This window comes from Pseudomonas sp. N40(2020) (assembly GCF_014472415.1).
In the GTDB taxonomy this organism is placed as follows: Bacteria; Pseudomonadota; Gammaproteobacteria; order Pseudomonadales; family Pseudomonadaceae; genus Aquipseudomonas.
The window spans coordinates 18922-38894 of sequence record NZ_JACSZV010000052.1 but is presented as its reverse complement, the minus strand read 5'-3'; the positions used below and the strand labels follow the sequence as shown (position 1 = coordinate 38894).

Annotated in this window: 21 protein-coding genes; 10 read left to right on the top strand and 11 right to left on the bottom strand. The window is 60.3% G+C overall.

The annotated features are described in order from the left end of the window. Positions 1 to 244 precede the first annotated feature (244 nt). On the top strand, positions 245 to 433 hold the full coding sequence (locus IAI51_RS25065; RefSeq protein ID WP_187680916.1) for a hypothetical protein: 189 nt from the start codon (positions 245 to 247) through the stop codon (positions 431 to 433). A 69-nt stretch (positions 434 to 502) separates the two neighbouring features. Here IAI51_RS25065 and IAI51_RS25060 read toward each other — a convergent pair whose 3' ends face one another. From IAI51_RS25060 to IAI51_RS25030, 7 genes are all read right to left on the bottom strand, one after another. Continuing rightward, the gene (locus IAI51_RS25060; RefSeq protein WP_016987455.1) at positions 503 to 1045 is read right to left on the bottom strand and encodes a DUF2058 domain-containing protein; all 543 of its coding nucleotides are present in this window, start codon (positions 1043 to 1045) and stop codon (positions 503 to 505) included. A 25-nt stretch (positions 1046 to 1070) separates the two neighbouring features. Then, positions 1071 to 1904: a nucleoside triphosphate pyrophosphohydrolase gene (mazG, locus tag IAI51_RS25055; protein WP_187680915.1), complete on the bottom strand. Its 834-nt coding sequence runs from the start codon at positions 1902 to 1904 to the stop codon at positions 1071 to 1073. 72 nt (positions 1905 to 1976) lie between these two features. Continuing rightward, positions 1977 to 4220 carry a GTP diphosphokinase gene (relA, locus tag IAI51_RS25050; RefSeq protein WP_187680914.1) on the bottom strand — a complete coding sequence of 748 codons (2244 nt, stop codon included), beginning with the start codon at positions 4218 to 4220 and terminating at the stop codon, positions 1977 to 1979. 101 nt (positions 4221 to 4321) lie between these two features. Next, positions 4322 to 5698 (bottom strand): 23S rRNA (uracil(1939)-C(5))-methyltransferase RlmD, encoded by a 1377-nt coding sequence (gene rlmD / locus IAI51_RS25045; protein WP_187680913.1) that lies wholly within the window; start codon positions 5696 to 5698, stop codon positions 4322 to 4324. Continuing rightward, positions 5698 to 6600 (bottom strand): cysteine synthase CysM, encoded by a 903-nt coding sequence (cysM, locus tag IAI51_RS25040; protein ID WP_187680918.1) that lies wholly within the window; start codon positions 6598 to 6600, stop codon positions 5698 to 5700. The genes rlmD and cysM overlap by 1 nt, the downstream gene beginning before the upstream one ends. A gap of 214 nt (positions 6601 to 6814) precedes the next feature. Beyond that, positions 6815 to 8239: a sensor histidine kinase gene (locus IAI51_RS25035; RefSeq protein ID WP_187680912.1), complete on the bottom strand. Its 1425-nt coding sequence runs from the start codon at positions 8237 to 8239 to the stop codon at positions 6815 to 6817. Next, positions 8226 to 8948, bottom strand: a complete 723-nt coding sequence (locus IAI51_RS25030; RefSeq protein ID WP_187680911.1) for a response regulator transcription factor — start codon at positions 8946 to 8948, stop codon at positions 8226 to 8228. Before IAI51_RS25030 ends, IAI51_RS25035 begins: the two co-directional genes overlap by 14 nt. 219 nt (positions 8949 to 9167) lie before the next feature. Here IAI51_RS25030 and IAI51_RS25025 point away from each other — a divergent pair, with 219 nt between their 5' ends. Together IAI51_RS25025 and IAI51_RS25020 are read left to right on the top strand one after the other, a co-directional pair. After that, the gene (locus tag IAI51_RS25025; RefSeq protein WP_187680917.1) at positions 9168 to 11921 is read left to right on the top strand and encodes a response regulator; all 2754 of its coding nucleotides are present in this window, start codon (positions 9168 to 9170) and stop codon (positions 11919 to 11921) included. A gap of 82 nt (positions 11922 to 12003) precedes the next feature. Further along, a complete protein-coding gene (locus IAI51_RS25020; protein WP_187680910.1) occupies positions 12004 to 12993 on the top strand; it encodes a 2-hydroxyacid dehydrogenase in 990 nt (329 codons plus the stop codon). 3 nt (positions 12994 to 12996) lie between these two features. On the opposite strand, the gene IAI51_RS25015 is transcribed toward IAI51_RS25020, so the two are convergent. Then, entirely contained in the window at positions 12997 to 13443 is a 447-nt protein-coding gene (locus tag IAI51_RS25015; RefSeq protein ID WP_187680909.1) for a hypothetical protein, read from the bottom strand. 133 nt (positions 13444 to 13576) lie between these two features. Here IAI51_RS25015 and IAI51_RS25010 point away from each other — a divergent pair, with 133 nt between their 5' ends. Together IAI51_RS25010 and IAI51_RS25005 are read left to right on the top strand one after the other, a co-directional pair. Then, positions 13577 to 14011 (top strand): hypothetical protein, encoded by a 435-nt coding sequence (locus IAI51_RS25010; protein WP_187680908.1) that lies wholly within the window; start codon positions 13577 to 13579, stop codon positions 14009 to 14011. Further along, a complete protein-coding gene (locus IAI51_RS25005; protein ID WP_187680907.1) occupies positions 14011 to 14415 on the top strand; it encodes an META domain-containing protein in 405 nt (134 codons plus the stop codon). The genes IAI51_RS25010 and IAI51_RS25005 overlap by 1 nt, the downstream gene beginning before the upstream one ends. Before the next feature lie 131 nt (positions 14416 to 14546). Here the strand turns inward: IAI51_RS25005 and IAI51_RS25000 are convergent, their stop codons facing one another. Continuing rightward, positions 14547 to 15014, bottom strand: a complete 468-nt coding sequence (locus IAI51_RS25000; RefSeq protein ID WP_187680906.1) for a TlpA disulfide reductase family protein — start codon at positions 15012 to 15014, stop codon at positions 14547 to 14549. Between the two features lie 113 nt (positions 15015 to 15127). On the opposite strand from IAI51_RS25000, the gene arsC reads away from it, so the two are divergent. From arsC to IAI51_RS24985, 3 genes are read left to right on the top strand one after another with little or no spacing between them, the layout of a single operon-like run. Continuing rightward, positions 15128 to 15481, top strand: a complete 354-nt coding sequence (arsC, locus tag IAI51_RS24995) for an arsenate reductase (glutaredoxin) (protein ID WP_187680905.1) — start codon at positions 15128 to 15130, stop codon at positions 15479 to 15481. Further along, positions 15478 to 16074, top strand: coding sequence for an NAD(P)H:quinone oxidoreductase (gene wrbA, locus IAI51_RS24990; protein ID WP_187680904.1), 597 nt, complete (start codon positions 15478 to 15480; stop codon positions 16072 to 16074). The genes arsC and wrbA overlap by 4 nt, the downstream gene beginning before the upstream one ends. 1 nt (position 16075) lies before the next feature. Beyond that, complete coding sequence (locus tag IAI51_RS24985) at positions 16076 to 16501, top strand: DUF2069 domain-containing protein (RefSeq protein ID WP_187680903.1); 426 nt, start codon at positions 16076 to 16078, stop codon at positions 16499 to 16501. Between the two features lie 90 nt (positions 16502 to 16591). On the opposite strand, the gene IAI51_RS24980 is transcribed toward IAI51_RS24985, so the two are convergent. After that, positions 16592 to 17266 carry a DNA-3-methyladenine glycosylase I gene (locus IAI51_RS24980; RefSeq protein WP_187680902.1) on the bottom strand — a complete coding sequence of 225 codons (675 nt, stop codon included), beginning with the start codon at positions 17264 to 17266 and terminating at the stop codon, positions 16592 to 16594. A gap of 67 nt (positions 17267 to 17333) precedes the next feature. Beyond that, the gene (gene ttcA / locus IAI51_RS24975) at positions 17334 to 18158 is read right to left on the bottom strand and encodes a tRNA 2-thiocytidine(32) synthetase TtcA (RefSeq protein WP_187680901.1); all 825 of its coding nucleotides are present in this window, start codon (positions 18156 to 18158) and stop codon (positions 17334 to 17336) included. Positions 18159 to 18622: 464 nt separating this feature from the next. Between ttcA and IAI51_RS24970 the strand changes: the two genes are divergently transcribed. Together IAI51_RS24970 and IAI51_RS24965 are read left to right on the top strand one after the other, a co-directional pair. Next, positions 18623 to 19225 (top strand): Yip1 family protein, encoded by a 603-nt coding sequence (locus tag IAI51_RS24970; RefSeq protein ID WP_007917515.1) that lies wholly within the window; start codon positions 18623 to 18625, stop codon positions 19223 to 19225. 148 nt (positions 19226 to 19373) lie between these two features. Further along, complete coding sequence (locus tag IAI51_RS24965) at positions 19374 to 19868, top strand: SprT family zinc-dependent metalloprotease (protein WP_025112945.1); 495 nt, start codon at positions 19374 to 19376, stop codon at positions 19866 to 19868. Positions 19869 to 19973: the final 105 nt, after the last annotated feature.

Sequence of the window (19973 nt, the reverse complement as noted above, 5' to 3'; positions counted from 1 at the left end):
AGATCAAAAGATCGCAGCCTTCGGCAGCTCCTACATGGGATTGTGTGAGGCTGAAAATGAAACTTCTGTCATGCAACTTACCGCCCTGCGACCGAATGTCGCGGATTTAGCGGGCTCCAGCACTGTTGCAAAAAACGCAACAACACCTTGCGCGAATCAGCCGTTTACTTAGCCTCCTAACAAATTCTATAACAGAGTCCTGCACACGCCTTGCTGCAGATAACTTGAGATTTGGAGCTAGCAGATGACTGTAAAAGTAACTGAACGCGACGATTCACACATGTCCCATGAAGGCGTAGCCGCCGGTATCCGGATCTGGGACGTGCATCAACAAGACCTGCTGGTCGGGATGTTCCATAACGAGAACGACGCCCACAACTATAAGGCCGAACTGGAACTGCAAGAACAGCAACGGGATTTATGCTCCGCCTGAAGCAACCACAGCATTGAAAACGACAAACCCCGCCATGAGCGGGGTTTGTCGTTGTAACAGCTTATGGATTTACCACATCAGATCGTCAGGGATCTGGTAGGCCGCGTACGGATCGTCCTCGGTGCTGACTTCTTCGGTCTGCACGTTGAGCTGCACGATGCGTTGCGGGTCGCGCTCCTGGATCTTCAGGGCCGCCTCACGCGGGATAACCTCGTAGCCGCCGGCATGATGGACGATCGCCAGCGAACCACTGCTGAGCTTGTTGCGCATCAGCGTGTTGACCGAGATACGCTTGACCTTCTTGTCGTCGACGAAGTTGTAGTAATCCTCGGTGGTCAACTTCGGCAGACGCGAGACTTCGATCAACTGCTTGACCTGCGCGGCACGGGCCTTGGCCTCGGCTTTCTCTTTCTGCTGACGGTTGAGCTCCTGGTCGCGCTTGACCTTCTCGGCCATGGCTTCCTGGGCGGCGCGCTGCTGCGAGTCATCCAGCTCGATCTGACCTTTGTGGGCCAGACGCTGCTGTTTCTGCTTGTCCTTGCTGACCTGTTTGGCCTGCTTTTGGTTGACCAGGCCTGCTTTGAGCAACTGATCGCGAAGGGAAATACTCATGGTGCTTACTCACTTGGGCAGTTGCTCAGCCGCAGCTAGGCAAATTCTTTTCCTGACGTTTGGCTTCACCCCACAGGGCGTCCAACTCTTCGAGGGTGCAATCTTCTATGGGACGGTGGGTGTCGCGCAATGCCTGTTCGATAAATCGGAAGCGTCTTTCGAACTTGCCGTTGGCGCCACGCAGTGCGGTTTCCGGGTCGACTTTCAAATGCCGGGCCAGATTGACCACGGAAAACAGCAGATCGCCGATCTCGTCAGCCACCGCGACGGGATCGTTTTCAGACATGGCTTCGAGCACTTCGTCGAGCTCTTCGCGCACTTTGTCGAGCACCGGCAAGGCATCCGGCCAGTCGAAACCGACCTGCCCTGCACGCTTCTGCAATTTGGCCGAGCGTGACAATGCGGGCAACGTGACAGGCACGTCGTCGAGCAGTGACAGTTGCTCGGGTGCGGCGGATTTCTCGGCACGTTCTTCGGCCTTGATTTCCTCCCAACGGTGCTTGACCTGCTCTTCGGTCAAACGCGGCACGTCCAGCGGCGCATACAGATCGCCGGTAGGGAAAACGTGGGGATGACGGCGAATCAGCTTGCGGGTGATGCTGTCGATCACCCCGGCGAATTCGAAGCGCCCTTCTTCCCGAGCCAACTGGCTGTAATAGACGACCTGAAACAGCAGATCTCCCAACTCGCCCTGCAAGTGATCGAAGTCGCCGCGTTCGATGGCATCGGCCACTTCGTAGGCTTCTTCGAGAGTGTGCGGGACGATGGTCGCGTAGGTTTGTCTGATGTCCCACGGGCAACCGTACTGAGGATCGCGCAGGCGGCTCATCAGGTGGAGCAGGTCTTCGAGGCTGTACATAAAAATCTCACTCAACCCTTTGCGATCTTGATCGTTCCCACGCGGAGCATGGGAACGATCAACGATCAATCTTCAAGGGGTGCGGTTACGCCGCGTTTCGATGATGTTCGGCAACTGGGAAATCCGCCCCAGCAGCCGCCCCAGCGCATCCAGACCCGGGATCTCGATGGTCAGGGACATCAGCGCGGTGTTGTCTTCCTTGTTCGAGCGGGTGTTGACCGCCAGTACGTTGATCCGCTCGTTGAGCAGCACCTGCGAGACGTCACGCAGCAGACCGGAACGGTCGTAGGCGCGGATAACGATATCCACCGGATAGGTGAGCACCGGCACCGGGCCCCAGCTGACCTGAATGATCCGCTCCGGCTCGCGCCCGCCCAGTTGCAGCACCGAGGCGCAATCCTGACGGTGAATGCTCACGCCACGCCCCTGAGTGATGTAACCGACAATCGCATCGCCCGGCAGCGGCTGGCAGCAGCCCGCCATTTGCGTCATCAGGTTGCCGACGCCCTGGATCTGGATGTCGCCACGCTTGCCCGGTTTGTAACCGGTGGCTTTGCGCGGGATCAGTTCCAACTGTTCGTTGCCGCGTTCCGGCTCGACCAGTTGCTGCGCGAGGTTGACCAGTTGCGCCAGACGCAGATCGCCGGCACCGAGTGCGGCAAACATGTCTTCGGCGGTTTTCATGTTGGCCTTGTCCGCCAACTTGTCGAAATCCACCGCTGGCAGACCGAGACGCGTCAGTTCGCGCTCGATCAGGGTTTTACCGGCGGCAACGTTCTGGTCACGGGCCTGCAACTTGAACCAGTGAACGATCTTAGCCCGCGCCCGCGACGTGGTGACGTAACCCAGGTTCGAGTTCAGCCAGTCACGGCTTGGCGTGCCATGTTTGCTGGTGATGATCTCGACCTGCTCACCGGTCTGCAGGCTGTAGTTGAGCGGCACGATGCGCCCGTTGATCTTCGCGCCACGGCAGTTGTGACCGATTTCGGTGTGCACGCGATAGGCGAAGTCCAGCGGGGTTGCGCCTTTGGGCAAGTCGATGGCGTGACCGTCGGGAGTGAAGATGTAAACCCGATCCGGCTCGATATCGACCCGCAACTGTTCGGCCAGACCACCGATATCGCCCAGCTCTTCATGCCACTCGAGCACCTGACGCAGCCAGGAGATTTTCTCTTCGTAATGATTGGAGCCGGATTTGACGTCGGTGCCTTTGTAGCGCCAGTGCGCGCAAACCCCGAGTTCAGCTTCTTCGTGCATGGAATGGGTGCGAATCTGCACTTCCAGCACTTTGCCTTCCGGGCCGATCACGGCGGTGTGCAGCGAGCGATAGCCGTTCTCTTTGGGGTTGGCGATGTAGTCGTCGAACTCTTTCGGAATGTGCCGCCACAGGGTGTGGACGATGCCGAGCGCGGTGTAGCAGTCGCGCATTTCCGGCACCAGCACACGCACGGCGCGAACGTCGTAGATCTGGCTGAATTCCAGACCTTTGCGCTGCATTTTGCGCCAGATCGAATAGATGTGTTTGGCCCGACCGCTGATATCCGCGTCGACGCCGGTAGCCTGCAATTCATCCTTGAGCTGGGTCATCACATCGGCGATGAAACGCTCACGATCCAGCCGTCGCTCGTGGAGCAGCTTGGCGATCTGTTTGTATTGATCAGGCTCGAGGTACCGGAAGGACAAGTCCTCCAGTTCCCATTTGATATGACCGATGCCGAGCCGGTGCGCGAGCGGCGCATAGATGTCGAAGACTTCCCGGGCGACACGGTTACGTTTTTCGTCGTCGGCGGTTTTCACCGCACGAATGGCGCAGGTGCGTTCGGCCAGCTTGATCAGCGCGACGCGGACGTCATCGACCATCGCCACGAGCATCTTGCGCAGGTTTTCCACCTGCCCTTGCGTGCCCATGACCATCGACTGACGCGGACTGAGACTGGCGCTGATGGCGGCCATGCGCTGCACGCCGTCAATCAGCTTGGCAACCACCGGGCCAAAGCGCTGGCTGATTGCCGCCAGCTCGATCTGGCCTTCGCGTACGCCGCGATACAGGACCGCCGCGACCAGCGAATCCTGATCGAGCTTGAGGTCGGCGAGAATCTCGGCGATTTCCAGGCCGGCGCTGAAACTGCCGGAGCCTTCGGACCACAGATTCTTCTTGGCATTGGACTGTTGTTCGGCCTCGCGAGCAAACTCGCAGGCTTCTTTCAAGGCTTCGCGATCCAGTGCCAGATCGACACTGACCGCGTGATCGAGCCAAGCCTCGAGATTGATACTGCCGTCAGTGTTGATCGGCTGGTGTGCTCTCACCTGTACCATCTTGCTTTACCTTCCCTACGACGCAGATTCAATGCGTCAAATCGCTGATCTTCAACGCCCGTTTGCGCTCGCGGGGCTATTGCGAGCGCGGCACGGACAGATCAGACGGATTCAGACGAGCCATCCTGGCTCGCTTCAAATAACGCCATGGCCTCGACATGTGCCGTCTGTGGAAACATATCGAGAATCCCGGCACGTTTTAACCGGTAGCCCTGCTTTATCAATTCGACCGTATCGCGCGCCAGCGTTGCCGGGTTGCACGACACGTAAACCAGCCGCTTGGCACCCAGGGTCGCGAGCTTGCGCACCACCTCGAAAGCACCGTCACGCGGTGGGTCCAAGAGTACCGCAGAAAAGCCGTTTGCGATCCACTCGGCATCGGCCAGAGGCTGGGATAAATCGGCTTGAAAAAACTTTGTGTTATGCAAATTGTTACTAGCGGCGTTCGCAGCGGCGCGCTCGACCATGGTCTGCACGCCCTCCACTGCCACCACTTCGCGTGCGGTTTTGGCCAGCGGCAAAGCGAAGTTGCCAAGACCGCAGAACAGGTCCAGCACACGCTCGTCGCGGGTCGGTTTCAGCCAGTCCAGCGCCTGCGCGACCATTGCTTCGTTGACGCCAGCGTTGACCTGAATGAAATCCCCCGGCCGGTAAGCCAGATCCAGATCCCACTGTTCCAGGCGATAGCCCAGCGACTGCGCGGCGTCGACCGGTTGCGGCTCACCTTCACCATGCAGCCACAGTTGCGCTTCATGGAACTGGCAGAAGTCTTTGAGAATCGTCAGATCCGCCTCGGACAGCGGCGCCATGTGCCGCAGCAACACTGCCAGCGATGAACCGCTGAACAATTCCACATGGCCCAACGCCTGAGGCTTGCTCAAACGGCGAAGCATCTCCGGCAAACGGGTCATGATCGGCCGCAAGGGCTGTACCAGCACCGGGCACTCACTGATCGCGACAATGTCCTGACTGCCGGCGGCGCGGAAACCGACTTCGAGCGTCTTGGCTTTCATGTCCCAGCGCACAGCGATGCGGGCACGACGGCGATAGCCGAACTCGGGGCCGGTCAACGGGGCTGCCCACTCTTGCGGTTCGACACCGGCGACCTTCGATAATTGCTCGGCAAGCATGCGCTGTTTCAGGGCAAGCTGTTCGCTGTGGGGCAAATGCTGGACGCTGCAGCCGCCGCAACGGCCGGCATGCTGACACGGCGCCGGACGGCGCAGTTCGCTGGCGGTGAATACGCGCTCGGTGCGCGCTTCGACAACTTTGCCATGGGTGCCGAGCACCCGTGCCTCGATCTCTTCACCGGCCAGGGCGCCGAGGACGAACCAGGTGCGGCCTTCGAAAAACGCAATGCCGCGACCGTCATTGGCCAGTCGCTCAATGCTCAAGCGCTGCTTTTTGCCGGTCGGGATTTGCGGGGCCTTGCTGCCGCCGGTGGGCTGGAAGCGCAGGCCTCTCTCGTGCTTGGCCATCAGTTGGGCGCGTCGAAAATGCCGGTCGACAGATAACGGTCGCCACGGTCGCAGATGATCGCGACGATCACCGCGTTTTCAACTTCTTTGGACAGGCGCAGCATCGCTGCCACCGCACCGCCCGAGGACACGCCGCAGAAGATGCCTTCTTCGCGAGCCAGACGCCGGGTGACGTCCTCGGCTTCGCTTTGTGCCATGTCGACGATGCGGTCGACGCGGTCGGCCTGATAAATCTTCGGCAGGTATTCCTGCGGCCAGCGGCGAATGCCAGGAATGGCCGAGCCTTCCATCGGTTGCAGACCGACGATCTGCACGGTGTCGCTCTGCTCTTTCAAGTAGCGCGAAACGCCCATGATGGTGCCGGTGGTGCCCATGGAGCTGACGAAATGGGTGATGGTGCCCTGGGTCTGGCGCCAGATTTCCGGGCCAGTGCTGGTGTAATGCGCTTCAGGGTTGTCGCCATTGGCGAACTGATCGAGCACCTTGCCACGGCCTTCGGCTTCCATCCGTTGGGCGAGATCGCGAGCGCCTTCCATGCCCTCTTCCTGACTGACCAGAATCAGCTCGGCACCGTAAGCGGTCATTGCCGCCTTGCGCTCTGCGCTGGAGTTGTCCGGCATGATCAGGATCATCTTGTAACCCTTGATCGCGGCAGCCATCGCCAGGGCGATCCCGGTGTTGCCCGAGGTCGCTTCGATCAAGGTGTCGCCAGCGTGGATCTGCCCGCGCAACTCGGCACGGGTGATCATCGACAGCGCCGGACGGTCCTTGACCGAACCCGCCGGGTTATTCCCTTCGAGCTTGAGCAATAGGGTGTTGCTGGTGGCACCGGGCAGGCGCTGCAAACGCACCAGCGGAGTGTTGCCGACGCAATCGGCGATGGTTGGGTACTGCAGGGTCATGGCGTATTCGCAATCCAGACGTGCGGGGGCGCCTATCATACCGGCAAACCCGCGCAGGCCATATCACGCAAAGTGCGGTGCTTATGGTTTATGGGAATAAGCAATTAAAAGTCGCGCCAGTGGTGCGACTTTTGAGTTGAGACGATGCGACTGGCCTCATCGCTGGCAAGCCAGCTCCCATATTGACCAGTGTTGCTGACACTGTCTTGTCTGCTCACACAATCTGCGGGTGAAACACATTCACTGTGGGAGCTGGCTTGCCAGCGATGGTGTCGGGACTGACAGCGCTGTCATCAGCAAGCAGTCGCAAATTGAGCCGCAACCCCGCCCCGCTGTTGTCCGCCCACAACATCCCGCCCTGGCGCTGCACCGCATTCCTGGCAATGCTCAACCCCAACCCGAACCCGCCATCCCCCGGCCGCGAGCCGTCCAGTCGAGTGAATGGCGAAAAGATCCGCTCAAGATCCCCGTCAGCCACCCCGCCGCCCTGATCTTCCAGCCACAGGTGCCAGTAATCGCCCTCCCGCCGTCCATCCAGCCGCACGATCCCGCCCTCCGGCGAATGACGAATGGCATTGCGCAAAATGTTCTCCAGCGCCTGCGCCAGCGTATTGAGATTGCCGCGCACCCAGCACGAAGCCTCTACCGAACATTGCAATTGCAGACTCGGCCAGCCACTTTCATAGCAGGCGTTGTCAGTCAGCATTTCCCACAACGCCTGAATCTGGATTGCTTCATCGGGGAGTGGCGAGCGGTCGGTGTCGAGCCAGGCCAGTTGCAGGGTGTCCTCGACCAACCGTTGCATGCCGTCGACCTCGCGACCGATGCGCTCGCGCAATTGCACAAGCCCCTGCTCACTTTCACTGGCCACGCGCAATCGGCTCAGTGGCGTGCGCAGTTCATGGGAGAGGTCGCGCAACAATTGCTGCTGCAGCGCGACGGTGCTTTGCAGGCGTTCGGACATCGAGTCGAACGCCCGGGCCAGTTCACCGAGTTCGTCCGGTCGCTGAGTGATGCCACTCGACAAGCGCACATTCAGTTGATCGGCGCGCCAGGCGTTGGCCTGCTCACGCAGGTTGTTCAGCGGAACCACCAACAAACGATACAGGCCGACGCACAGCAACAGGGTGAATAGACCGGGAATCACGCCGTTGGTAATCACCCGCCAGAACACTCGATACTTGCCCGGCAAGAAGCGCTCGGGCAATTCGATCACCAGACTGCCGGCGGACGAATCCTTGGGAAAGGGTATACGCAGCCACGGCCGACCTTGTTTGTGAATCGGCCAATCGAGCCCACGCAAAAAAGTCAGGCGCTGGACTTCCTGCTCGTTCAGCGGCTCATTGCTCAGCGACTGCAAATTACCGCCAATCACACCGACCCAAGCGGCCTCGCGCAATTCCATGCTCTGTAACCAGCTATCGACGCCGTCACGCTGACCGCGCTGCCACGCCCGCTCGGCTTCAGCAGCATAACGTGTGAGCGTGCCGCGAGCTTCATCGGAGAGGAACTGGTTGCGCTCCTCCATATACCGGCCCCACGACCAGCTCAGCCAGATCATCAGCAGACAGAACGCCACCAGCAGACAGGCGAGTTTCCAGAATAGCGAATGGCGCCCGGGCAATTCAGACACTTTCATCAGCGCCACTCAGCACGTAACCCTTGCCCCACACCGTGCGCACCTCGCGCTCGGTGTAACCAATGGCCTTGAGTTTGCGGCGGATCTGGCTGATGTGCATGTCGAGACTGCGATCATGGGCCGCATAACCGCGTTGCAGGACGTGCTGATAAAGGAAGGCCTTGCTCAGCATTTCTTCATCGTTGCGATTGAGTGTTTCCAGCAGACGGTATTCGCTGCGGGTCAGGCCGGCCGCTTGCTCACGGAAAAACACATCGCATTGCTCATCGTCGAAATGCAGTGTGCCTGTCGCCACTGGCACGGCGATGGCAGCCGGGCGGCGGTCGAGTGCCACCCGGCGCAGGATCGCTTCGATGCGCACATGCAGCTCGGCCATGCTGAACGGCTTGGGCAAATAATCGTCGGCGCCCAAACGAAAACCGCTGATGCGATCCGCCTCGGCACCGAGCGCCGACATCAGTAGCACCGGCGTCGAATGGCTCTGCCGCAATTGCGTCAGTACGTTCAGACCGTCCAGGCCCGGCAGCAGAATATCCATCAACACCACGTCGAACGGCTGGCGTTTGGCGATGCTCAAGCCTTCCTGACCGTTCTGGCACCAGGTCACCTGAAAGCCGCTGCGGCCCAGATGTTCGTGAACATAGGCACCGAGGATCGGATCGTCCTCAATGGAAAGTATGCGTGGCTGGCCAACGGAAACAGGAGTCATGAGTATCTGCAAGTCATTCTCAGTTGAGCGCGATTATTCAAGATTGCCAAGCATCGGGCAACTCATGGTTGAGCGTCTGGACGAACGCGCGTCTGCACAAGGACCGACAACGTCACCATTTTTCCGGAGATTGCCTGCGAGCAAATCGCTACACTGCGCCCATGTCGCGTGCCGGATGCACGCATGAGTCAACAGATCAGCGGGATGCAGGAGATAGGCGTGCTCAAGAAACTGGGAATCAAAGGTCGCGTGTTGTTGCTGACCTTGTTGCCGACCAGCCTGATGGCGCTGGTGCTGGGTGGTTATTTCACCTGGACGCAGCAGGCCGACTTGCAGAGCCAATTGATGCAGCGCGGCGAGATGATCGCCGAGCAACTGGCGCCGCTGGTGGCGCCCGCCATGGGCCATGGCAACAGCGAACTGCTTGAGCGCATTGCCACCCAGTCCCTCGAACAACCGGACATGCGCGCGGTGACTTTCCTTGCGCCGGATCGCACGCCGCTGGCCCACGCCGGCCCGACCATGCTCAATCAGGCGCCAAGCGGTGACAGCGCGCACCTGCAACGGCGCAGCGGCAATGACGCGACCCGTTATCTGATGCCGGTCTTCGGCAAGCATCGCAACCTCGCCGGCGAACTGATTCCCGAAGAGTCCGAGCGCCTGCTCGGCTGGGTCGAACTGGAGCTGTCGCACAACGGCATGCTGCTGCGCGGTTATCGCAGCCTGTTCGCAAGCCTGTTGCTGATCGCCGCAGGCCTGGCCGGTGCCACGCTGCTCGCGTTGCGCATGGGCCGCACGATCAATAGGCCACTGGGCCAGATCAAGCAGGCCGTCGCGCAACTCAAGGACGGTCATCTGGAAACCCGCCTGCCGCCGCTCGGCAGTCAGGAGCTGGATGAACTGGCATCGGGCATCAACCGCATGGCCGGTACCTTGCAGAACGCCCGCGAAGAATTGCAGCACAGCGTCGATCAGGCCACCGAAGACGTGCGCCAGAATCTGGAAACCATCGAAATCCAGAACATCGAGCTGGATCTGGCCCGTAAAGAGGCGCTGGAGGCGAGCCGGATCAAATCCGAGTTCCTCGCCAACATGAGCCACGAGATCCGCACGCCGCTCAATGGCATTCTCGGCTTCACCCATCTGCTGCAAAAAAGCGAACTGACCCCGCGCCAGCTCGACTATCTCGGCACCATTGAAAAGTCCGCCGACAGCCTGCTCGGGATCATCAACGAGATCCTCGACTTCTCGAAAATCGAAGCCGGCAAACTGGTGCTCGACCACATCCCGTTCAACCTGCGCGACTTGCTGCAAGACACCTTGACCATTCTCGCCCCCGCCGCTCACGCCAAGCAGCTTGAGCTGGTCAGTCTGGTCTATCGCGATACGCCGCTGTCGCTGGTCGGTGACCCGCTGCGGTTGAAGCAGATCCTCACCAACCTGGTCAGCAACGCGATCAAGTTCACCCGCGAAGGCACTATCGTTGCCCGGGCGATGCTCGAAGAAGAACACGAAGACAGCGTGCAACTGCGCATCAGTATTCAGGACACCGGCATTGGCCTGTCGAATCAGGACGTGCGTGCGTTGTTTCAGGCCTTCAGTCAGGCCGACAACTCGTTGTCGCGCCAGCCCGGCGGCACCGGTCTGGGGCTGGTGATTTCCAAGCGTCTGATCGAACAGATGGGCGGCGAGATCGGCGTCGACAGCACACCGGGCGAAGGCTCGGAATTCTGGATCAGCCTGAGCCTGCCGAAAACCCGCGACGACGCCGAAGACCTGCCTTCGGCGCCACTGCTCGGACGTCGGGTAGCGGTACTGGAAAACCACGAACTGGCGCGTCAGGCCTTGCAGCATCAGTTGGAAGACTGTGGCCTCATTGTCACGCCGTTCAATACACTGGAAACCCTGACCAATGGCGTCACTGGCGCGCACCAGACCGATCAGGCGATTGATCTGGCGGTCATCGGCATCACCAGCAACGACATGTTGCCGGAGCGCCTGAACCAGCACATCTGGGATCTCGAACACCTCGGCTGCAAAGTGCTGGTGCTGTGCCCGACCACCGAGCAGACGCTGTTCCATTTGTCGGTACCCAATCCCCACAGCCAGTTGCAGGCCAAACCGGCCTGCACGCGCAAACTGCGCCGCGCGCTGTCGGATCTGGCCAACCCGCGCCAACCACGCAACGAACCCGGCGAACCCCTGTCGAGTCGCGCGCCGAAAGTGCTGTGCGTCGACGACAACCCGGCCAACCTTTTGCTGGTGCAGACCCTGCTCGAAGACATGGGCGCCAAAGTGCTTGCCGTGGAAAGCGGATATGCGGCGGTGAAAGCTGTGCAGACCGAGTCCTTCGATCTGGTGCTGATGGATGTGCAGATGCCGGGCATGGACGGCCGCCAGAGCACCGAAACCATCCGCCAGTGGGAGAGCGAGCGGCATTGCACGCCGCTGCCGATCGTCGCCCTCACCGCCCACGCCATGGCCAACGAAAAACGTGCGCTGCTGCAAAGCGGCATGGACGACTACCTGACCAAACCGATCAGCGAGCGGCAACTGGCGCAAGTCGTGCTGAAGTGGACCGGCCTGGCCCTGCGCAATCAGGCACCGGAGCGGGTCAGCGACAGCTCGGCGGGCAGCAACGAATTGCCGGTGCTCGATCACGAGGAAGGCTTGCGTCTGGCTGCCGGTAAAGCGGATCTGGCAGCAGACATGCTGGCGATGTTGCTGGCTTCGCTGGAAGCCGACCGCGAAGCCATTCGCAGCGCCCGCGACAGCCACGACCAGAATGCCCTGATTGAACGTGTGCATCGCTTGCACGGCGCCACGCGTTACTGCGGCGTGCCGCAATTGCGTGCGGCCTGTCAGCGCAGTGAAACCCTGCTCAAACAGGAAGATCCGAAAGCGTCGACAGCGCTGGATGAGCTGGAGCGGGCAATCAACCGCCTCGCCGCGCAGGCGAAGATCAGCGCCTGACCCAGCGCAATGCCGGCCAACGCCGATCCGGCTACAGTGGACTCGGGTGATGCCACCCGAGTCCATGTTCCAGGAGGATGTCATGCGTACGATCGTTTTCAGTAGCCAGACCTACGACCGAGACAGTTTCCTCGGCGCCGATTGCCCTGCCAGTCTCGAACTGCACTTTCAATCGGCCCGGCTCAGTCTCGACACCGCGGCACTGGCCGACCAACACGAAGTGGTCTGCGCCTTTATCAATGACGACCTCAGTGCTGCGGTGCTGGAACGTCTGGCCGCCGGCGGCACGCGATTGATCGCCTTGCGTTCGGCCGGTTACAACCATGTCGATCTACTCGCCGCGAAACGCCTGGGACTGGCCGTGGTGCGTGTCCCGGCTTACTCACCCCATGCCGTTGCCGAACATGCTGTCGCGCTGATTCTCGCCCTCAACCGTCGCTTGCACCGCGCCTACAACCGCACCCGTGAAGGCGATTTCACGCTGCACGGGCTGACCGGTTTCGATCTGGTGGGCAAAACTGTCGGCATCGTCGGCACCGGGCAGATCGGCGCCACGTTCGCGAAAATCATGCACGGTTTCGGCTGTGAGTTGCTGGCATACGACCTGTATCCGAATCCCGACGTTCTGGCATTGGGCGCGCGTTATCTGAGCCTGCCGGAATTGCTCGCGCAGTCGCGAATCATCAGCCTGCACTGCCCGCTCAACGCGCAGAGCAAACACCTGATCAACCGCGATTCACTGGCGCACCTGCAAGCGGGTGCCATGCTCATTAACACCGGTCGCGGCGGACTGGTCGATACGCCGGCACTGATCGACGCTTTGAAGGACGGTCAGCTCGGCTATCTGGGGCTGGATGTGTATGAAGAAGAGGCGCAGCTGTTTTTCGAGGATCGTTCCGACCTGCCATTGCAGGACGACGTGCTGGCGCGCTTGCTGACCTTTCCCAACGTGATCATCACCGCGCACCAGGCCTTTCTGACCCACGAGGCGCTGGGCGCGATTGCCGCGACCACCCTGCACAACATCGCGACCTGGGCGGCGGGGTCGCCGCAGAACCAAGTCGAGGGTTGACGTTTATTTCGGCGACAGCGACGACGCCAGAATCAATAGCGCCAGCCAGCCGAAGCCGAACAAACGCTGCTTCGCCGAGTGACCACTGCGCAGCAGGAACCAGACGAACACCATCGGCAGCAGAAACACCATGATCTTCAGCCAGCCTTCCACCGGACGGCTGCCATCTTCATTGATTTGCGGCGCAACCGTTTCGGCCTGTTGCCGACGCCGACGCCCCGCTGCGGCCGGCATGACTTTCGGTAAAGGCTCAGGCGCGTGAGGGACAACCGCCTCGGGCACAGCCCGGTTGCGCGGCAGACTGCCGAAGGAAATCGTCGACGCCTGAGCCGGTGCCGCCTGCGCTTGTGCGTGGGCCGGCTGCTCCGCCATCGGAGCTCCACAATGAATACACGCTTGGGCTTCGGAGCTGATGCTCCGCTTGCATTCATAACATTCGATCAGCGCCATGTTCCGTTCCTTCAGAGTCGAGGGCGGCAGTTTGCCATGTGCGCCGGTCGATTTGAACCGGATCGAAGGTCGCAAGCGCACATCATTCTGCAACGTGGCCCGTGCTAGCATGTCGCGCATATTTGGAGGACCCATGGTCGAACACGATTTCCGCTACAACCTGATGAACCCGCAACACACCCTCACCGAATGCCGCGCCCTCGTTCCGGGCCGTTATCAGGTCACCGGCAACGGTGGCTCGATCCGCATCGGTGGCGCCCTGTTGGTCACCCTCAAAGGCAGCAAGGACTTGTCCATGCGCCTGACCGTCGAAACCGTCCGCCACCTGATCAACCCGCCGGGCCAATGGATCGCAGTAGCCGCCGGTCCAGTGTTCGGCGAACTGGCCATTCACTCCTGGAAGGTCAACTGCGACAGCTGTGCCAAAGAGCTGAGCTTCGAATTTGCCGTGGACACCAAACTGGGCAAAACCGCAGAAAAACCGGCCGCCACTGCGCGCATCGCCGAGCTGGGCTGGAAAGCCGTTGGCGACAAGCACCTGTGCCCGAAATGCCAGGAGCCTGCGTGATGAAACGCCTTGCCCTGACCGTTCTGGTCGGTGTTGGCCTGGCGGGTTGCGCCGCAGAGCCTGTGCAACTGCAACAGAACCGCAGCTACATTCTGGAGTGGATCGGCGAGCGGCCATTGATGGATTACAGCCATCTGACCGTGACCCTCGGCGATGATGGTCGCGCCTACGGCAACGGCGGCTGCAACCATTGGTTCGCGCCGTACACGCTGGATGGCGACAAGCTGACTTTCGGCAAAATCGGCAAGACTCGCAAGCTGTGCGCGCCGGCGTTGATGGAGCAGGAAGAACGCTTCCTGCAAGCGTTGGAAGGCGTGCAGCGCTGGGACATCTCGCCGATCGAGCAGATGCGCTTCTGGCCGGCCCAAGGCAAGCCTTTGCGGTGGTGGCTGGAAGAAGGCTAAGCCCCTCACGCTGATCGTTCCCACGCTCCAGCGTGGGAATGCATCAAGTGACGCTCTGCGTCTCAGGGACGCGGAGCGTCCCGGGCATCATTCCCACGCAGAGCGTGGGAACGAGCCTGACTGGAAACGGGCTACTTGGTCGACTGCAACGCCTCTAGCTTCGCCATCACTCCCGCCGCCGTCTGCTCGCCCAACAACTGTTCCCGCACCTTGCCCTTGTTGTCGATGATGTACGTCACCGGCAAGGCCTCACTGCGCGGCAAGTCGAACAGCTCCGCCGGATCCTGCGCCAGTACGGTGAACTTGATGCCCAGTTTCTCGCTGGCGCTCTTCAGTTCTTCACCCTGCACGTTGTCGAAGTTGACCCCGAACACACCGACGTTCTTGCTCTTGAGCTCATCGGCCAGATGATTGAGTTCCGGGATCTCGGTCCGGCACGGTCCACACCACTCAGCCCAGTAATTGAGCACCACCCATTGTTTGTCGAGGCGCTCGGACGCAACCTTCTGACCGTTCTGGTCAATGCCATAGTCGTTGCCGCAGCCCCCCAGCATCAACGCCCCGATTATCGTCAATGCTGCTGCCAATCGCCGTGTCATGTCGTGTTCCTTGTGAAAATTTGAATGCGCCTGCGACCCATCGCCTCTGAAGGTTCTGGATTGAGCGCTGCACAGTTAGAATAGCCGCCACTTTACGCCAGAAGCGACCCGCCATGACCGATCTGACGCTTTATCACAATCCGCGCTGCTCGAAATCCCGCGGCGCACTGGAACTGCTTGAAGCCCGCGGCCTGACCCCGACCGTCGTGCGCTACCTCGAAACCCCGCTGGATGCCGGGCAAATCAAGGCCCTGCTTGGCAAACTCGGGATCACTGCGCGACAACTGCTGCGCACCGGGGAAGATGAATACAAAACCCTGAACCTGGCCGACGCCAGTCTCACCGAGAAACAATTGGTCGAAGCGATCGCGGCCCATCCCAAGCTGATGGAGCGTCCGATTCTTGAAGTCGGCGACAGAGCCGTCATTGGCCGTCCACCTGAGCAGATCCTGGAGTTGCTGCCGTGAGCGCGCCGTACATTCTTGTTCTGTATTACAGCCGCAACGGCTCGACCAACGAGATGGCGCGGCAGATCGCTCGCGGCGTTGAGCAGGCAGGCATGGAAGCGCGTCTGCGCACCGTGCCGGCGATCTCCACCGAGTGCGAAGCGGTGTCCCCGGACATCCCGGACGAAGGCGCGCTCTACGCCACTCTCGATGATCTGAAAAACTGCGCCGGTCTGGCGCTGGGCAGTCCGACCCGCTTCGGCAACATGGCCGCGCCGCTCAAATACTTCCTCGACGGCACCAGCAACCTGTGGCTGACCGGTGCGCTGGTCGGCAAACCGGCCGGGGTGTTCACCTCCACCGCCAGCCTGCATGGCGGCCAGGAAACCACCCTGCTATCGATGATGCTGCCGCTGCTGCACCACGGCATGCTGATCACCGGCCTGCCTTACAGCGAGTCGGCGCTGCTGGAAACCCAGGGCGGCGGTACGCCTTACGGTGCCAGCCATCACGCCGGGGCGGATGGCAAAAGCGGTCTCGATCAGCACGAAGTGGCGCTGTGCCGAGCGCTTGGCCTGCGTCTGGCCAAGACTGCACAGAAACTGGAGGGCTGACGTGGCGAAGAAGCCGAAAGTCCTGCCCTCCGTCGAGTGGCTTGAGCCGCGGGTAAAAGCGATGCGGGTGCTCAGCCTGCTGAGCTTTTTTGCCCTCGCCGGATTACTCGCCGCTTACTACCTGATATTCGCCGACCTGCATGGCGCGCGACCGTGGGTGATTCTGCTGGTCGAACTGATCCCGTGGCTCGTTCTCGCCCCGGCGATGATCATGGGCAGTGCCCGCGGTCATTCGTGGATGTGTTTTGTGGTGAATCTGTACTTCATCAAAGGCGCACTGGCGGCGTATGACCCGAACCGACACTGGTTTGGTGTGCTGGAGATGCTCGCGAGTTTGGCGGTGTTCTGCTCGGCGCTGCTGTATGTGCGGTGGCGGTACCAGTTGAATCGCAAGTTGGCGGGTGAAGGCGAGATCAGCGTCGCCTGATATGACGCCTTCGCGAGCAGGCTCGCTCCCACATTTGAAATGTATTCCCCCTGTGGGAGCGAGCCTGCTCGCGAATGGGGCGACGCGGTCTTAATGATTGACGGTGTAGGCCAGCATCATCGAAATCTGGCTCATCGGCCGCCCGCCACTCTCCTCATGCCACTGGTTGAACACGTTCTGCACAATCGCCAGATCGCGCAAACTGGTCGGCGCCTTGTCGACGATCTTCTGCGCATTCAGTGCAGCGACCACGTCGTAGCTCGGTACAAACGTATCCTTGCCGACCATGCGCAAAAACCGTGGCGCCGACAGCCCGCCCAATTGATGGCCGTGCTTTTTCAGGTACGTCCACAGGCCGACGATATCGGTCACCGGCCAGTCGGCGATCAACGCGCCGAAACTGCCCTTCTCTTTCTCCACATCCAGAATGAACTGCGCATTGCGCGGCACACTCTTGAGCTTGCCCAGGTGACGAATAATCCGCGCATCCTGCATCAGCCGCTCAAGATGTTCGGCACTCATCAGTACGACTTTTTCCGGATCGAACTTGAAGAACACTTCTTCGAAGGCCGGCCACTTGGCGTCCACCAGACTGTGCTTGAGCCCGGCGCGAAACACACGCAGGGCCATGGTCGAGAGGTAACGGTCGTCGCTGATCCTGCGCAGTTGTGCCGGGGTCTTGGGAACGGGCAGATGGGCTTCCAGTTCAGCCGCTGAACCAAAGCGGTTCAGACAGTATTCGTGCAGCCACTTGTAATCGCGCATGCCCTCTCCTTGAAATGAAAATAAAAACGGCGCCCGCAAGCGCCGTAAGTCAGAGCTGCCGAAACCGTCAGAGGTTCACGACATTGACGAAGCGCGACGCCGCGGTTTCGTCGATCTTGAGGCTGGTGAAGTCGAACAGGTTGCGGTCGGCCAGTTGCGACGGCACCACGTTCTGCAGGCTGCGGAAGATGCTTTCGGTACGACCCGGGGTCTTGCGATCCCAGTCCTGGAGCATTTCCTTGACCACCTGACGCTGCAGGTTTTCCTGCGAGCCGCAGAGGTTGCACGGGATGATCGGGAATTCCTTCAAGTCCGAGTAAGCCTGAATGTCTTTCTCGTTGCAGTACGCCAGCGGACGGATCACCACGTTGCGGCCATCATCGGCGCGCAGCTTCGGCGGCATCGCCTTGAGGCTGCCGTTGAAAAACATGTTGAGGAAGAACGTCTCGACGATGTCGTCGCGATGATGACCGAGGGCCATTTTGGTCGCGCCGATTTCGTCGGCAAAGGTGTACAGCGTGCCGCGACGCAGACGCGAGCACAGCGAGCACGTGGTCTTGCCTTCCGGAATCAGCTCCTTGACCACCGAGTAGGTGTCTTTCTCGACGATGTGGTACTCGATGCCCAGCGTTTTGAGGTAGGCCGGCAGCACGTGCTCGGGGAAGCCCGGCTGCTTCTGGTCCATGTTCACGGCGACGATCTCGAACTTGATCGGTGCAACCTTCTGCAGGTGCATCAGCACGTCGAGCATGGTGTAGCTGTCCTTGCCCCCGGACAGGCAGACCATGACCTTGTCGCCGTCTTCGATCATGTTGAAGTCGGCAACAGCTTCGCCGGCCAGGCGGCGCAGGCGCTTTTGCAGTTTGTTCTGGTTGACCGTAAGAGTGCCCATGACGCGAAATCCGTGAGGTGTGACGAAAGGCGGGCATTTTACGCAAAAACGTCGTGGGGGCGAAGGGCCGCGGGTCTGTCCCATTCTTCCGAGGTCTGCATTGCCCTCTGTGGCGAGGGGATTTATCCCCGATCGGCTGCGCAGCAGTCGTCAAGCCATCCAACGGGAAGTATCGGGAAAATAGAGTTCTGAGGTTTTAGGGCTCCTCCGCACCCCATCGGGGATAAATCCCCTCACCACAAATGTATTTCAAAGATAAAACAGAGCTGATGCCAAGACCCTGCGGCGATTAAGCCCAGCGTTTACAGCGCGATTTGCTCTAAGCCCCTAGTGCCTGTGCGGTTAAGACCTTTCTATACTGCGACATAAGGTCGCATACATCTGAAGACCTGAATTTGCTCGGCCTCATTGGCCCGAAAGCGCTCCGCTGGGGGGCGACGGCAATAACAAGAGGAGTGACTGGCATGATCCATCACGTAGTGGGACTTTTTACCCACCCCGATCAGGAATGGAAGGAAATCCGTGGCGACCAAGAGGAAAGCATCAGCCACATGTATCTCACGCACACGCTGATTCTGGCGGCAATCCCGGCCGTGTCGGCCTTCATCGGCACCACGCAGGTCGGCTGGGTGATCGGCAACCGCGCGCCGGTCATGCTCACCGTTGAAAGCGCCATCTGGATGACGGTCATGTCGTACCTGGCAATGCTCGGCGGTGTCGCGGTCATGGGCGCCTTTGTGCACTGGATGGCCCGCACTTATGACGCCAACCCGAGCCTGGCCCGTTGCGTGGCGTTTGCCACGTACACCGCGACACCGTTGTTTGTCGGCGGGCTGGCAGCGCTATATCCGCACATGTGGCTGGGGATGATCGTCGGCACGGCCGCCATCTGCTACACGGTGTATCTACTGTATGTCGGGTTGCCGACCTTCATGAATATTCCGTCAGATGAAGGCTTTCTGTTTTCCAGCTCAGTGCTGGCGGTGGGTCTGGTGGTGCTGGTGGCCATCATGGCGTTCACCGTGATCGTCTGGGGACTGGGCGTGGGGCCCGTCTATACCAACTAGCGCAATGACTCACCGAGAAAAACAAGATCTGCCAATACAGGCCGCCGCAAGGCGGCCTTCTCGTGTGGAGGATGACCATTCGGCAGTTCAGCGATTCGCAAGTCCCGAGGGTTGCGGCATACTCGACGCCTCTGGAGATCCATCAAGCATGCCCGAGCAACTCAATACCCGCGTCGAAGACTGTTACCAACTCGCTGAATCCTTTTTCAAACGTCATTTCCAACGCCCTGTGGTGAGTCTCAAGCTGCGCGGGCAAAAAGCCGGGGTCGCGCATCTGCACGAGAACCTGCTGCGCTTCAACCCGCAGCTGTACCGGGAAAACACCGAACACTTCCTCAAGCAGACCGTGGCCCACGAAGTCGCGCACCTGATCGCCCATCAGTTGTTCGGCGACCGCATCCAGCCCCACGGCGAGGAGTGGCAACTGATCATGCGCGGCGTTTACGAACTGCCGCCGGATCGCTGCCACACCTACGCAATCAAACGCCGCAGCGTGACCCGCTACATCTACAAGTGCCCATGCGCGGACAGTGATTTTCCGTTTTCGGCGCAGCGCCATAGCCTGGTCAGGCAGGGGCGGCGGTATTTGTGTCGCCGATGCCGGAATACTTTGGTGTTCAGCGGTGAGATGCGGGTCGAATAATTGAGGTTTGTGTCCTTCACATTGACCTCTTCGCGAGCAGGCTCGCTCCAACCCTGGAATTCAGTCACCTGTGGGAGCGAGCCTGCTCGCGAAAGGGCAGGTACA